Raw genomic sequence first — 14388 nt, forward strand, 5'->3', positions numbered from 1 at the left:
GAATGATGGAGCCGATTTTACAAGTCAAAGACTTGCACGTATCTTTCCAAGTGAAAGGCGGCGAGGTAAAGGCCGTTCGCGGCATGAACTTTGAAGTAGGTAAAGGGGAGACGGTTGCGATCGTAGGTGAGTCCGGAAGCGGCAAGAGCGTAACGGCCCAAACAATCATGCGCCTGATTCCGTCCCCTCCGTCAATCATCAAGCAAGGTGAGATCCTGTTCCAGGGACAGGACATGCTTAAAAAGACGAATAAGCAAATGGAAGCAGTTCGCGGCAAAGATATTGGTATGATTTTTCAGGATCCGATGACCTCTTTGAATCCTACTATTAAAGTAGGAAAACAAATTACAGAAGTTCTCATCAAACATCAGAAAATGTCAGCGGCTCAGGCAAAGCAGGAAGGGATTGAAATGCTGAAACTGGTCGGCATTAAAAATGCTGAAGCCCGCTTTAACCAATATCCTCACGAATTCTCCGGCGGTATGCGCCAACGGGTGATGATTGCGATTGCCTTGGCTTGCCGTCCATCCCTGCTGATTGCCGATGAACCGACAACAGCGCTGGACGTAACCATTCAGGCACAAATTATGGATGTTATGAAGGAAATGCAGCAACGTCTCGGTACTTCTATTATTTTGATTACCCATGACCTGGGTGTGGTTGCAGGTATGTGTGACCGTGTTATCGTTATGTATGCCGGTGAAGTAGTCGAGACCGGTACGAAATGGGAAATCTTTAAAAATCCTCAACATCCTTATACCAAAGGCTTGCTCAGATCGATGCCGCGGCTGGATCAAAAGAAGGGTGAGCCGTTGATTCCGATCATCGGAACGCCTCCGGATCTGATCAAGCCGCCGATCGGCTGTCCATTCGCAGCACGTTGTGATCAGGCGATGAAGATCTGCGAACAAATCGACCCAAGTGCGACTGTATTCAGCGATACTCATTCGGCCCGTTGCTGGGATCTTCACCCTATGGCCAAAGAGGGAGGACAGTCGTCATGAGTAAAAACCTGATTGAAGTGGAAGGTTTGAAAAAGTATTTTAATGTCGGCAGCGGCAGTGTATTGAAGGCTGTCAATGATATCAGCTTCTCGATTGCTGAAGGCGAAACACTCGGCCTCGTAGGCGAATCGGGATGCGGTAAGTCTACAGCCGGACGTACGATTTTGCGATTATACGAGCCTACCGGCGGCAGTGTCCGCTTTAACGGTGTAGATATCAATCAGCTTTCTCCGCGTAAGATGAAGCATATGCGCCGTGATATGCAGATGATTTTCCAGGATCCTTATGCTTCGTTGAATCCTCGCTTTACTGTTACTGATATTATTGGTGAAGCCCTGGACATTCACGGCATGGCAGGATCGCGTGCGGAAAGAAAGAAACGGGTTGAAGATCTGCTCGATATGGTTGGTCTGAACCCGGATCATGCTACCCGTTATCCGCATGAGTTCTCCGGCGGTCAGCGCCAACGGATCGGAATTGCCCGTGCCCTGGCGGTAAATCCAAAGTTCATTATCTGTGACGAACCGATCTCTGCGCTCGACGTATCGATTCAGGCTCAGGTCGTCAACCTTTTGAAGGATCTGCAAGATCGCCTGGGATTGACTTATCTGTTTATTGCGCATGACTTGTCCATGGTTAAGCATATCAGTGACCGGGTAGCAGTTATGTATCTGGGACGCATCGTCGAGCTAGCGGAAAGCGAAGAACTGTACGCCAATCCGCTCCACCCTTACACCAAGACGCTATTGTCCGCAATTCCAATTCCCGATCCGGAAATTGAAGCGAACAAGAAGCGGATTCTGCTTGATGATCATGGAAATGGTCCGATTCATGGAAAAGGTGATCATGCAGGCGGCGGCTTGTTCGACTTGGACAACTCGGAGCTTGTGGAAGTTTCCAAAGGCCATTGGGTTTCCATGCCCAAGAAGGGCTAAATCCTTGTTTAAGATAGCGGTTGTTCAGGAAATATTCCTGAATGGCCGCTTTTTGCGCATTTACCAAAGTGTTGTGAGCAGCTTCGCGATTTTACGCTACTTGTGCTATATTGAGAGATAGTTTAGTAACTACAGGAGGATTATGAGCCCCATGAATATCGAACAACAACCGTTGCCTTCATCACAGCCGCTGGCAGAGGCAATGATACACCATTATAGTAAGGTTGGGTATTTCTATGAGTATGATTTGACCCGCCGGGAAGAATGGGTCAGAAGAATAGATTGGCTTAAGCAGAGCGATGGTAGACGCCTCGACCGCATCAAGCTGACTCAAGTACTTAAGGATTTTAATAGAGAACATAATCCGCATGAAGCAGTGATGGCATCCATTGACCTGCTGGAGCAAGAAGGCACAGCTGTGATCGTCGGGGGACAGCAGAGCGGTTTATTGACGGGACCGTTATTTGTAATTTATAAGGCTTTATCGATTATTAAAGCGGCGAAAGAAGCACAAGAAAAGCTCTCCCATCCCGTTGTCCCTGTCTTCTGGATTGCAGGAGAGGATCATGACTGGGATGAGGTGGATCATACTTATCTGTTATCCGCTGACCAGCAGATCAAACGAATTCGGATCGCAAAAAGGTCAGAGCAGCGAACCCCTGTCAGCCAGGTGAAAGTGATGCAGGAGGATTGGGGGCAAATTGCCGATGAATTGGATAACCTGCTTCAGAATACAGAATTCAAATCGGGGCTGCTGGATGCATACCGCACTCTTGCTTCCCAGTCGGGCACATTGACAGAATGCTTTGCCAAGCTGATCGGGACACTGTTTGGCCGATTCGGGCTGATTGTGATGGATTCTGCTGACCCGCATCTGCGAAAGCTGGAAGTTCCCGTCTTTGAACGAATGATCAAGCAAAACGACGAGTTGGAACAGGCTTACCTTAGTGCGGGGAAGGAGCTTGCAGCCGGGGGATTCTCCCTTCAAGCAGATGTTCATGAAGGCGGGGCCAATTTGTTCTATGTTCATGAAGGGGAACGGAAGCTGCTCTTCAAGCAGAAGGGTGTCTTTACCGACAGGAAAGGGACCTGCTCTTTTTCGGCTGATGAATTGCTTGCCGAGCTTCATGCGCATCCCGAACGATTCAGCAATAATGTATTGACCCGTCCGTTAATGCAGGACTCGGTGCTGCCGGTCTTGGGAACGGTACTTGGTGCTGGAGAGATTGCATATTGGGCGTTGACGGGCAAAGCCTTCCAGGCGTTCGGCATCCAGATGCCTGTTTTAGTTCCCCGGGAATCCTTCACGATGATCGACGGGGCAGTTCAAAGAAATATGGAGAAGTACGGGCTGGAGTGGAACGATGTGAATAATAAGGATTCACTTTCGGACAAGCGTGAGGCCTGGCTGAAGGAACAGGATCATCTCCATTTGGAGGAACGATTTGCGGAGATTAAGTCTTCCTTTGAAGCCATGTACAATCCGTTGATCGAGCAACTGGGAACAGTGCAAGCAGGCTTGATCAAGCTGGGCGGAGCTAATCGGGACAAAATTATTGAACAAATCGAATATCTCCGCAATAAGTCGATGGATGCTTTGGCAAAGAGCAACGATTCCGGAGTCAGACATTTCGAACGTATCGAGCAATCCGTCATTCCGATGGGCAGGTTGCAAGAGCGGACATATAATGCGTTTTATTATTTAAATCGATATGGATGGAGCTGGATTGACGAGCTTGCAGGAATTCCTTATGATGTAACGGGAACGCATCGGATACTTTATTTGTAGGAGGATTCAGGATGAGTCAGGAAGCGGTTAGGAATAGTATTGTTACGGATATGAAGCTTGCCCCGGAAGGGCATTTGAAGATTGATTGGGTAGAGGCTCACATGCCTGTTTTGGGACGGATCCGCAAGCAATTTGAAGCCGAGCAGCCTTTCAAGGGGCTTAAGGTAACGATTTCTTTGCATCTGGAGGCCAAAACGGCCTATTTGGCTAAAGTAGTACAGGCCGGCGGGGCAGAGGTTACGATTACAGGAAGCAACCCGCTGTCTACGCAGGATGATGTATGCGCAGCCCTTGTCGAGGATGGCATTACGGTATTTGCGAAGTACAATCCGGAGCCAGCCGAATACAAACAATTGCTCATCCGTGCATTGGAAATAAAGCCCGACCTCATCATCGATGATGGCGGCGATCTTGTAACGATTCTGCATTCAGAACGGCAGGATTTGCTGGAAAATATCCGCGGAGGCGCAGAGGAGACAACGACGGGAATCTTGCGGCTGAAGGCAATGGATAAGGAAGGCAAACTGCAATTTCCAATGGTTGCTGTTAACGATGCTTATTGCAAATATTTGTTCGATAACCGTTATGGTACAGGTCAATCGGTCTGGGACGGGATCAACCGGACAACAAACCTGGTTGTCGCAGGGAAGACGGTTGTCGTTGTAGGCTACGGCTGGTGCGGCAAAGGGGTTGCGATGCGGGCAAAAGGACTTGGCGCCAACGTAATCGTCACCGAGGTGGATGCAATTAAAGCAGTGGAAGCTTATATGGATGGATTCCGCGTGATGCCGATGATGGAAGCAGCCAAGCTTGGCGACTTCTTCGTCACTGTAACCGGGAATCGTGACGTCATACGCGGTGAGCATTATGATGTCATGAAGGATGGAGCAATTCTGTCCAATGCCGGCCATTTCGATGTGGAAGTGAATAAACCGGAGCTGGCGGAACGCTCAAGCAGCATTCGCACGGTTCGCCGCAATATCGAAGAATATCAGCTGAAGGACGGCCGTAAAGTCTACATTCTAGCTGAAGGACGTCTTGTGAATCTGGCAGCAGGCGATGGACATCCTGCCGAGATAATGGATATGACCTTTGCGCTGCAAGCTCTGTCCCTGAAATACGTCAATGATAGATATCAGCAGATCGGAAAAACAGTTGTAAATGTGCCGTATGAGCTGGATGAACAGGTGGCGCGCTTCAAGCTGGAGAGTCTGGGCCTGAGCATTGACTCGCTGACTTCCGAGCAGATCAGCTATCTGGACAGCTGGCAGGAGCACTGAGCTAGCAAGGAAACGATTTGAATAGTAAGGAGCCGAGGGACAATCCTCCGGCTCTTTTTTTAGTTTTTCGGAGTTCAGAAGAAGGCGCTTACGACCTGTATAAAATTTCCTTCGAAAAAAAGTTTGAATTTGAGCAGGAATTTACGTTCATATGACGAATAATTACTATTCAAGTGGTGGAAAGTGGTGCAAAGTGGGGAATTGGGGTAAGGAGTGAGACACAACAATGTTTATGGGGGAATTCCAACATAGCATTGATGAGAAAGGCCGGATTATTATCCCGGCTAAGTTTCGTGATCTCCTCGGGACCTCTTTTGTCGTCACCCGCGGCTTGGATCAATGCTTGTTCGTCTACCCGCAAGCAGAATGGGAAGTGATGGAGCAGAAGCTCAAGGCGCTCCCATTAATGAAGTCCGATGCGCGTGCGTTCACCCGGTTCTTTTTCTCCGGGGCCACCGAATGCGGATGGGATAAACAGGGAAGGGTAAATTTACCCGGAACTCTTAGGCAGTACGCCAAGCTGGAGAAGGATTGTGTTGTTCTCGGCGTGTCGAATCGGGTTGAAATCTGGAGCCTGGAAACATGGCAGCAGTACTTCCAGCAATCCGAGGATACCTTTAACGAGATTGCTGAGAAGCTGGTGGATTTTAATTTTGAATTGTAAGAGGTTGTTCAATAAGTCAACTTTTGATTACGAAGTATAGGTTTTTAACGTCTGGAGGCGTAAGTCTTGTTCCATCACATCACGGTGCTTAAAAAGGAAGCAACAGAAGGGCTGCGCATCAAGCCGGATGGCATTTATGTCGATTGTACATTAGGAGGCGGCGGGCATAGCTCGGTCATTTTGTCCCGGCTGGGAGAAGGCGGCAGGCTGATTGCGTTTGATCAGGACGACTGGGCGCTGGATAATGCAAGAAGAAATCTTGCTCCCGATGATCCGCGTCTGACGCTCGTGAAGAGCAATTTCAGATATATTGAACAGAAGCTAAGAGAAGTAGACGGAGTACCGCAAGTGAACGGGGTTCCCCAGGTTGACGGATTCTTGTTCGATATCGGCGTGTCTTCTCCTCAATTTGATGAAGGCGAACGCGGATTCAGCTACAATGCGGATGCGCCGCTGGACATGAGAATGGACCAATCCGCAGCATTGACGGCCCGTGAGATTGTTAATGAATGGCCGGAACGCGAAATTTCTCGGATATTGTTCCAATATGGGGAGGAGAAATTCGCTAGACGGATCGCTTCCGTTATTGGCGAAGCAAGAGCGAACACCCCGATTGAGACCACCGGACAGCTTGTGGAGCTGATCAAGGAAGGAATTCCGGCAGCAGCAAGAAGAACCGGAGGACATCCGGCAAAGCGAAGCTTTCAGGCGCTTAGAATCGCCGTTAATGATGAGCTTGGCGCGCTGGAGGAGGGCCTGCATGCGGCAGTCCGCTGTTTGGCGCCGGGGGGCCGGGTTTCGGTGATCACCTTCCATTCACTTGAAGATCGGATTTGCAAGCAAATCCTGGCGAGTTATGTTGAGAAATGTACTTGCCCGCCTGATTTCCCGATGTGTGTATGCGGGGGACAGGGGCAATTGAAGTTGATTAACCGGAAGCCCATTGTGGCTTCGCCTGAAGAATTGGACATGAATGCGAGAGCGCGTTCGGCAAAGCTGCGTGTTGCAGAAAAACTTGAGACGAGAGCGGAGGAAAAATAACATGGCTTATACAAGAGGAAACTTGGCGGTTAAGGAACGCGCTGCCGAGCGCAGTTATCAATCTCCGCGTTATCGTGAGACTACCAAGGTAGTCACCCGTCGTACATCGCTGCCCGTTCGCGAGAAGCTTCTCTATATCATGACGGTTATTTTTTGTGTGGCGGTCATGGCTGGTTTGCTGTGGCAAAATGCGAATCTGTACAATATCAAGCGGCAGCTGTACAATATGAATTCGGAAATTCAAACCATGACGCTGGAAGTGAAAGAGTTAACCGTTCAAAAGGAACGACTTGAGGAGTCCATCCCTTCCGAGGCTGCCAAGCTTGGCTATGTGAAGCCGGATATGAATATGTTTCAGATTGAAGTGCCGGCTACTACGGATGCAGGCGGTACTTCGGAGGATATGACGACAGCCCGTAAATAATTCTGATTCCAAAAGGGGTTGTTATGATGCTTAAAAGAATACGGCTGCGCACACTGCTGATAGGGGGATGTATTACCCTCTTTTTTGCTTTAATCATGATAAGAGTGTTTATGCTGCAAGTGGTTCAGGCTGACTTCTGGCAGGAGCATGCGGAACAGCAATGGTCCACGAAGAAGATCCTGCCTGCTTCACGGGGAACGATAACGGACCGCAACGGGAATGTGCTTGCCGTGGATGCCCCGGCTTATACAGTAGCCATCAATCCCAAGCTCATCCAGCAGTTCGGCATTCAGGATGACGTGGTGAATGGACTTCACGAGCTGCTTGGCAAGGACAAGGCCGAATTGGAGCAGCTTGTGTCGGCCACGAAGAAGGATGGCGAATATTATTCCCAGCGCGAGGTGCGCAATGAAGGCTGGAAGATCGATCAGGAGCTTCGTGATCAGGTTGCTGCATTCAGCGAGCAGCTGAAGGAAGAACATAAACTGGAGGACTCCGGAATCTATCTGATCAAGGAACAGAAGCGCTATTATCCGGAGAACAATCTGGCGTCGCATGTGCTTGGCTATTTGAGTCGGGAGGGGGAGGCTGTCTCCGGACTGGAAGCTTATTTTGACGAGGAGCTGAAAGGGCAGAACGGTTCAATAGAGTACAAGAGGGACGGCCGGGGAATTGAAATTCCGAAGGCCAGTGAAATCTATACGCCGGAGAAGGACGGAAAGAACATCCAGCTGACCATCGACTATACGATCCAGTATTATGTTCAGGAAGCGATGGAGGAGGCCTTTGCCGATCTGCAGCCGATTAGTATGACGGCTATAGTAGCTGATCCGAATACGATGGAGATCCTTGCGATGGCCAACCTCCCTGATTATAATCCCAACTCGTACTGGGAGGATGTAGAACAGAAAAATTTCTACAATCATGCGATCAAATCCGTCTATGAACCCGGATCCACCTTCAAAATCGTTACTTTGGCGGGGGCTGTCCAGGAAGGGCTGTTCAATCCGGATGCCACTTACAAATCAGGCAGCATCCGTGTGCCGGGCCAGACCATCCATGACCTCAAGCGCGCCGGCTGGGGAGAAATCAGCTACCTGGAAGGGGTTAAGCGCTCGAGTAACGTTGCCTTTGTCAAGCTGGGATATGAGATGCTCGGTCCTGAAATGTTGAAGCAATACGTCGATCATTTTGGCTTCGGCAGCAAGACAGGAATCGAGCTGCCCGGAGAGGCGAAGGGGCAAGTAACGCCGGTACAGCAGGCCGACTTTGCGGCGATGGCCTACGGACACGGGCAATTGCTCGTAACCCCGCTGCAACAATTGGCAGCTATTTCTGCCGTAGCAAACGGAGGGAAGCTGCTGGAGCCTCATATCGTCAAATCGATTAATGATCCGCAGACCGGTGAAACGATGAAAACCTCGGTCAAGGAAGTCCGGCAAGTGCTCACTTCGGAGAAAGCGGAGGAAGTCGGAAGCTATCTGGAACAGGTCGTATCGGACCAGAAGATTGGGACCGGCCGGCATGCTTATATTGACGGTTACCGTGTAGCCGGGAAGACCGGGACGGCGGTAAAGGTCGTTAAAGGTGTATATGACTACACCAAACAAGTAGTTTCATTTATCGGTTATGCGCCGGTGGATGATCCTAAGGTCGCCATTATAGTTCTGATTGATGAGCCGAAGAACTCCGAGCTTGGCGGCGGGGCTGCGGCTGCTCCGGTATTCCAGAAGATTGCAAGCCAGACGCTTCAGTATTTGGGCGTGCCCAAGGACAAGGCTCACAGGACGGAGACAGGAAGCCAGAAAACGCAGTCCAGCAGCGTCAAGACACCTGATTTGACGGGGATGTCCCTGCAGAATGCGAAGGATACCTTGAAGAGTAAAGGGATTTCTTACGCTACACTGGGCCATGGCCAATCCCTGGTTTCTCAATTCCCGAAAGCCGGGAGCGCACTTAAGCAAGGACAACCGATGTATCTTCTGACTGAAGACCAGCAGCAGCTAAGTATACCTGTGCTTACCGGCCAATCCTTGCGGGAAGCGTTGGAGCTTCTCTCAGTGATGGGTATTGCTGTTACGATCGAGGGTGAGGGCTACGTTGTATCTCAAGAGGTAAGGGAGACCGACGGCAAGAGAACCGTTCATCTGGTCCTGAGCCCGCCGAACAGCCCGGATCCTGATCTCGTAGAGGAAGAAGGTGAGGATACCGCTTCCGATTCTCCATAGCTTGTTCTATCCCCTGTTTGTCCTGAATATCCTTGTGATGAGTCTGGAAGGAACAGGGGGCTAGTACAATGAGAATTTCGAAAGTGACGGTCAGACGAAGACTGTTCATATTATTGATGCTGCTGTGTGTATTATTTGCAGCCTTAGTCATCCGGCTTGCTTATGTGCAGCTTGGCGAAGGAGAAGAGCTGTCCGCCAAAGCGGAGGACTCCTGGAGAAGAAATATCCCTTACTCGGCTAAGCGCGGCGAGATCAGCGACCGCAACGGGGAGGTGCTGGCTTACAACATTACAACACCTACGGTTATGGTCATTCCCGTTCAAGTGAAGGAGAAGGATAAGACGGCGAACCTGCTGGCGCCGCTGCTTGGCATGAACGAAAGCGATGTGCTCCAAGCGGTAACGAAGAAACAATCTATAGTCAGGCTGCAACCCGGCGGACGCAAAATTACGATGGATAAAGCGCAGCAAATTCGTGATTTGGCTCTTCCGGGTATTGTTGTTGCTGAGGACAATAAAAGATTCTACCCTTATGGCGGCCTTGCGGCCCATATTCTTGGATTTACGGGTGGGTACAATCAAGGACTGACAGGTGTCGAGAGCAAGTATGATAGTGAGCTCAGCGGGAAGAACGGGAGCGTCTCCTATCTGTCGGATGCAGGGGGGCGGTTAATGCCGGGATCCTCTGAGAAGTACAATGAGCCGAAGGACGGGCTCAGTTTGACACTGACCATCGATAAATCGATCCAAAGCATTGTGGAGCGCGAGCTGGACCAGGCCATGGAGCGATTGCAGGCAAATTCAGCCCTATCGATCGCCATGAACCCGAAAACGGGTGAAATCCTGGCTATGGCGGCAAGGCCTGGCTATGACCCAGCTTCTTATCAAGAGGTGGATGCCGAGGTCTACAACAGGAACCTGCCTATCTGGATGACCTATGAGCCTGGTTCCACCTTCAAGATTATTACACTGGCGGCAGCGCTTGAGGAGAAGAAGGTGGACCTGCTTCATGAGCGGTTCTTCGACCCAGGCTATGCAAAGGTAGGCGGAGCCACCCTGCGCTGCTGGAAGCGAGGCGGGCATGGCAGCCAGACCTTCCTGCAGGTCGTCGAGAACTCCTGCAACCCGGGGTTTGTGGCCCTGGGGCAGCGATTGGGCAAGGAGACACTGTTCCAGTATATCAAGGACTTTGGCTTCGGAACGAAGACCGGGATTGACCTGGGGGGCGAGGAGAACGGGATTCTGTTCAAGCTGGCCAATGTCGGGCCGGTGGAGCTGGCAACGACCTCCTTCGGACAGGGGGTGTCTGTGACACCCATCCAGCAGATTACAGCCGTGTCCGCGGCTATTAATGGGGGCAATCTGTATCAGCCCTTTGTCGCAAAGTCTTGGACGAATCCGGAAACCGGAGAAGTCGTGTCCGAGAATGAGCCTCAACTTGTGAGACAGGTGATTTCCGAGGAGACGTCCCGTCAGGTGCGTGAAGCGCTGGAGAGCGTGGTTGCAAAGGGTACCGGCGGCAATGCCTTTATCGATGGCTATCGAGTCGGCGGCAAGACAGGTACGGCGCAGAAGGTTATTAATGGACGCTATTCGCAAAATGAACATATCGTATCCTTCATCGGCTTTGCACCGGCGGATGATCCGCAGATCGTGGTCTATACCGCTGTAGATAATCCCCAAGGTATCCAGTTTGGAGGGGTCGTGGCGGCTCCGATTGTGCGCAATATACTGAAGGATGCGCTGGAATATATGGAGATTCCTCCACGGGAGGAGCAAGTGACCAAAAAGTATAAATACGGGGAAATCCCGATTGTTACGGTACCGGACCTCATTGGACATTCCACGCAGGAAATCTATGAGAATATGAATATGAACTTTAACCTGGCGAGGTCCGGAGCAGGAACGATTGTGATTAATCAGGCTCCAAAGGCTGGAACCAGGGTGGAGAAAGGCTCTACGATAAGGATTTATATGGGAACTGAAGCGGATGCCGAGAGCATGCATAATCATGACGACATGGAAAGTGAATAAAATTCCTGAACTTCATAATTTTTGGTGATAATATATGTAGTGGCGATTCGAAGTAACAGACGGAGGGGTATGTATGCTGCTAAAGGATTTATCGACTTATATGGTGGCTTCTGAGATCAGAGGCAATGAAAATACAGAACTGAACGGGGTTGCGGTCGATTCCCGCAAGGTTACACAAGGCGACCTGTTCATCTGCTTGCCTGGCCATACGGTTGACGGGCATGATTATGCGGGTAAGGCTAAGGAGGCCGGGGCGGCTGCACTGGTAGTTCAGCGCTGGCTGGAGGATTGCCCCCTGCCGCAATTGAAGGTGAAGGACAGCAGATTGGCGATGGCTGTGTTTGGGAATGTCTTCTTCGGTCACCCCAGCTACGGCATGAAGGTAATCGGGGTCACCGGAACGAACGGAAAGACGACGACCACCTATCTGATTGAACGCATTCTTCAGGATCAGGGGCGGAATACAGGCTTGATCGGGACGATTCAGCGCCGCTACGGCGGACAGACCTTTGCTATGTCGGGCACGACCCCGGAATCTCTTGATTTACAGCAATATTTGCGTGAAATGAAGGATGCAGATACCGACTATTGCGTGATGGAGGTGTCTTCTCACGCGCTGGATCAGGGCCGGGTCAAAGGGACGAAGTTCCGTACGGCTGTATTTACCAATCTCACCCAGGACCATTTGGACTATCATAAATCGATGGAAGAATACAGGGGCGCTAAAGGGCTGCTTTTTGCAAGGCTTGGCAATACACTGGGCGGCGAAGCTGGAGAGCGGAGTTATGCGGTGCTGAATGCGGATGATCCGGCTTCTGCTTACTTTGCCAAGCTAACAGCGGTTGAGACGATTACTTATGGTGTGGAGCAAGCTGCGGATGTTCGCGCTTCACAGATCAAGATTACGGCCAAGGGGACGTCGTTCCATGTCGACACCTTCCGCGGCAGCTGTGATATCCAGCTTCGTATGGTTGGTAAATTCAATGTGTACAACGCATTGGCAGCCATCTCTGCTACCCTTCTGGAGGATATTCCATTAGCTGAGATCAAGCGCAGCCTGGAGGCCGTTGAGGGAGTGGAAGGACGGGTTGAAGCCGTCGATGCAGGCCAGCCTTTTGCGGTTATCGTTGATTACGCGCATACACCGGATGGCCTGGAAAACGTTCTGAACACGGTCAATGAATTTGCGGAAGGAAAGGTGATTACCGTATTTGGCTGCGGCGGAGACCGCGACCGGACGAAGCGTCCGATCATGGGGAAAATTGCGGCCCGGTTGTCCGGACATATGATGGTCACCTCCGACAACCCGCGGACAGAGGATCCGCTGCTGATCCTGCAAGATATCGAGCAGGGACTGAAGGAAGATCAAGTGTCCCCTGAGCGTTATGAATTGATCGCGGACCGCCGGGAAGCAATTCGGAAGGCGGTTGAGATGGCGGGACCTTCCGATGTGGTCTTAATTGCGGGCAAAGGCCATGAAACCTATCAGATTATCGGTAAAGAGGTTCATGATTTTGATGATCGGCTGGTAGCGAAAGAAGCGATAAGGGGTATGGACAAGTGATTATTCGGACATTATCTCAGATTGCAGCCATGAGCGGCGGAGCGGTTACTACCCCGTCTGCCGAAAGCATCAGAATCGAAGGCATTGTGACGGACTCCCGTAAAATCCAGCCTGGCTGCCTGTTTGTTCCGCTTGCCGGCGAGCGGTTTGACGGACATGCATTTGCCGCTGACTGCCTTGCGGCGGGGGCTGCTGCCGTACTGTGGGCGAAGGACAAAGGAGAGGCTCCCGGTCCGGCGGTGTTGGTCGAGGACACCCTTCTTGCCTTGCAGCAATTGGCCAAGAGCTATTTGAATCAATGCGGGACCCGGGTGATCGGCATAACCGGCAGTAACGGCAAGACGACGACTAAGGATTTGGTCTTTGCTTTATTGGCAACCACCTTTCATGTGCATAAGACAAGTGGAAATTTTAACAATCACATTGGTCTTCCGCTGACATTGCTGTCGATGCCTGAATCGACGGAAATTGCCGTGCTGGAGATGGGAATGAGCGGAAGGCGCGAAATCGAGCTGCTCTCCAATCTGGCTGAGCCGGAAACAGCGCTGATTACCAATATCGGTGAATCCCATTTGCTTCAGCTCGGATCTAGAAAGGAAATTGCGCGCGCCAAGCTGGAAATCCTGTCAGGTATGAAACCTGGCGGGCTGCTGGTCTTTAATGGCGACGAGCCGCTCCTGCATGAGGTGCTGGAGGAGACGGATACCCTGAAACCGGAGGAGTTAAAGACGCTGACCTTCGGCTTGAAGGACGGGAATGACGTCTATCCGACCATGATTCAGTATTCGGAGAGCAAGACGGCTTTTACCTCCAGTCAGGATCCTGCCCCGGATAAGCAAGTGTTCGAATTGCATCTGCCCGGCGAGCATAATGTCGTCAATGCGCTGGCTGCCATATCGATTGCGCGCCATTACGGCGTGGCTGAGCAAGCGATTGCCGCAGGGCTGAAGCAGGCAGAATTTACCGGAATGCGGATCGAGACAGTTATCGGGTCTAGCGGAATTACCATTTTAAATGATGCCTATAATGCAAGCCCTACCTCGGTGAAGGCTGCCATCGGCGTGCTGGAGAAGAAGCAGGGTTACCGAAAAAAGATAGCCGTGCTTGGCGATATGCTGGAGCTGGGACCCGAGGAAGGGGAGTACCATCTGGAAGTCGGACGCTGCCTCCATCCGGATAAAGTGGATTTGCTGTTTACATACGGCAAGCTTTCCGATAAAATCGCAGAGGGCGCAGCGGAAACGATGAAACATGACACTATTTTTGCATATCATGATAAAAGCGAGCTTATTGAGAGCTTGGTCTCGGTGCTGCATGGAAATGATGTGGTGCTGGTCAAGGCTTCACGGGGGATGAAGCTTGAGGAAGTCGTCGATGTGCTCAAAGGAAGCACTTTTCCTCAATGATTACGGTGAAAGGGGGGTGA

At 51.0% G+C, this 14388-nt stretch carries 11 protein-coding genes; all 11 read left to right on the forward strand.

Annotation, left to right across the window (positions count from 1 at the left end):
- Positions 1 to 5 precede the first annotated feature (5 nt).
- The 11 genes from KI362_RS01700 to KI362_RS01750 all read left to right on the forward strand — a co-directional run bounded on the left by KI362_RS01700 (position 6) and on the right by KI362_RS01750 (position 14368).
- A complete protein-coding gene (locus tag KI362_RS01700; protein ID WP_044479291.1) occupies positions 6 to 1004 on the forward strand; it encodes an ABC transporter ATP-binding protein in 999 nt (332 codons plus the stop codon).
- Positions 1001 to 1939, forward strand: coding sequence for an ABC transporter ATP-binding protein (locus tag KI362_RS01705; protein ID WP_044479290.1), 939 nt, complete (start codon positions 1001 to 1003; stop codon positions 1937 to 1939). Before KI362_RS01700 ends, KI362_RS01705 begins: the two co-directional genes overlap by 4 nt.
- 151 nt (positions 1940 to 2090) lie before the next feature.
- A complete protein-coding gene (gene bshC / locus KI362_RS01710) occupies positions 2091 to 3728 on the forward strand; it encodes a bacillithiol biosynthesis cysteine-adding enzyme BshC (protein ID WP_301624390.1) in 1638 nt (545 codons plus the stop codon).
- An 11-nt stretch (positions 3729 to 3739) separates the two neighbouring features.
- Positions 3740 to 5008, forward strand: a complete 1269-nt coding sequence (locus KI362_RS01715; protein WP_301624392.1) for an adenosylhomocysteinase — start codon at positions 3740 to 3742, stop codon at positions 5006 to 5008.
- 226 nt (positions 5009 to 5234) lie between these two features.
- Positions 5235 to 5672 carry a division/cell wall cluster transcriptional repressor MraZ gene (gene mraZ, locus KI362_RS01720; RefSeq protein WP_044479287.1) on the forward strand — a complete coding sequence of 146 codons (438 nt, stop codon included), beginning with the start codon at positions 5235 to 5237 and terminating at the stop codon, positions 5670 to 5672.
- Positions 5673 to 5738: 66 nt separating this feature from the next.
- Entirely contained in the window at positions 5739 to 6713 is a 975-nt protein-coding gene (gene rsmH / locus KI362_RS01725; protein WP_212942168.1) for a 16S rRNA (cytosine(1402)-N(4))-methyltransferase RsmH, read from the forward strand.
- Position 6714: 1 nt separating this feature from the next.
- On the forward strand, positions 6715 to 7137 hold the full coding sequence (locus KI362_RS01730; RefSeq protein WP_301624396.1) for a hypothetical protein: 423 nt from the start codon (positions 6715 to 6717) through the stop codon (positions 7135 to 7137).
- A 95-nt stretch (positions 7138 to 7232) separates the two neighbouring features.
- The gene (locus KI362_RS01735; protein WP_301624398.1) at positions 7233 to 9365 is read left to right on the forward strand and encodes a penicillin-binding transpeptidase domain-containing protein; all 2133 of its coding nucleotides are present in this window, start codon (positions 7233 to 7235) and stop codon (positions 9363 to 9365) included.
- A 68-nt stretch (positions 9366 to 9433) separates the two neighbouring features.
- Positions 9434 to 11398, forward strand: coding sequence for a stage V sporulation protein D (locus KI362_RS01740; protein ID WP_301624399.1), 1965 nt, complete (start codon positions 9434 to 9436; stop codon positions 11396 to 11398).
- A 73-nt stretch (positions 11399 to 11471) separates the two neighbouring features.
- Positions 11472 to 12962 (forward strand): UDP-N-acetylmuramoyl-L-alanyl-D-glutamate--2,6-diaminopimelate ligase, encoded by a 1491-nt coding sequence (locus tag KI362_RS01745; RefSeq protein ID WP_301624400.1) that lies wholly within the window; start codon positions 11472 to 11474, stop codon positions 12960 to 12962.
- Complete coding sequence (locus KI362_RS01750) at positions 12959 to 14368, forward strand: UDP-N-acetylmuramoyl-tripeptide--D-alanyl-D-alanine ligase (protein ID WP_301624402.1); 1410 nt, start codon at positions 12959 to 12961, stop codon at positions 14366 to 14368. Before KI362_RS01745 ends, KI362_RS01750 begins: the two co-directional genes overlap by 4 nt.
- Positions 14369 to 14388: the final 20 nt, after the last annotated feature.

This window comes from Paenibacillus apis (assembly GCF_018333295.1).
Classification (GTDB): Bacteria; Bacillota; Bacilli; order Paenibacillales; family Paenibacillaceae; genus Fontibacillus; species Fontibacillus antibioticophila.

Bases quoted from the DNA above. Each gene is read 5' to 3' on its own strand.
- KI362_RS01700 (WP_044479291.1), top strand. From the start codon at position 6: ATGGAGCCGATTTTACAAGTCAAAGACTTGCACGTATCTTTCCAAGTG.
- KI362_RS01705 (WP_044479290.1), top strand. From the start codon at position 1,001: ATGAGTAAAAACCTGATTGAAGTGGAAGGTTTGAAAAAGTATTTTAAT.
- bshC (WP_301624390.1), top strand. From the start codon at position 2,091: ATGAATATCGAACAACAACCGTTGCCTTCATCACAGCCGCTGGCAGAG.
- KI362_RS01715 (WP_301624392.1), top strand. From the start codon at position 3,740: ATGAGTCAGGAAGCGGTTAGGAATAGTATTGTTACGGATATGAAGCTT.
- mraZ (WP_044479287.1), top strand. From the start codon at position 5,235: ATGTTTATGGGGGAATTCCAACATAGCATTGATGAGAAAGGCCGGATT.
- KI362_RS01730 (WP_301624396.1), top strand. From the start codon at position 6,715: ATGGCTTATACAAGAGGAAACTTGGCGGTTAAGGAACGCGCTGCCGAG.
- KI362_RS01735 (WP_301624398.1), top strand. From the start codon at position 7,233: ATGATAAGAGTGTTTATGCTGCAAGTGGTTCAGGCTGACTTCTGGCAG.
- KI362_RS01740 (WP_301624399.1), top strand. From the start codon at position 9,434: ATGAGAATTTCGAAAGTGACGGTCAGACGAAGACTGTTCATATTATTG.
- KI362_RS01745 (WP_301624400.1), top strand. From the start codon at position 11,472: ATGCTGCTAAAGGATTTATCGACTTATATGGTGGCTTCTGAGATCAGA.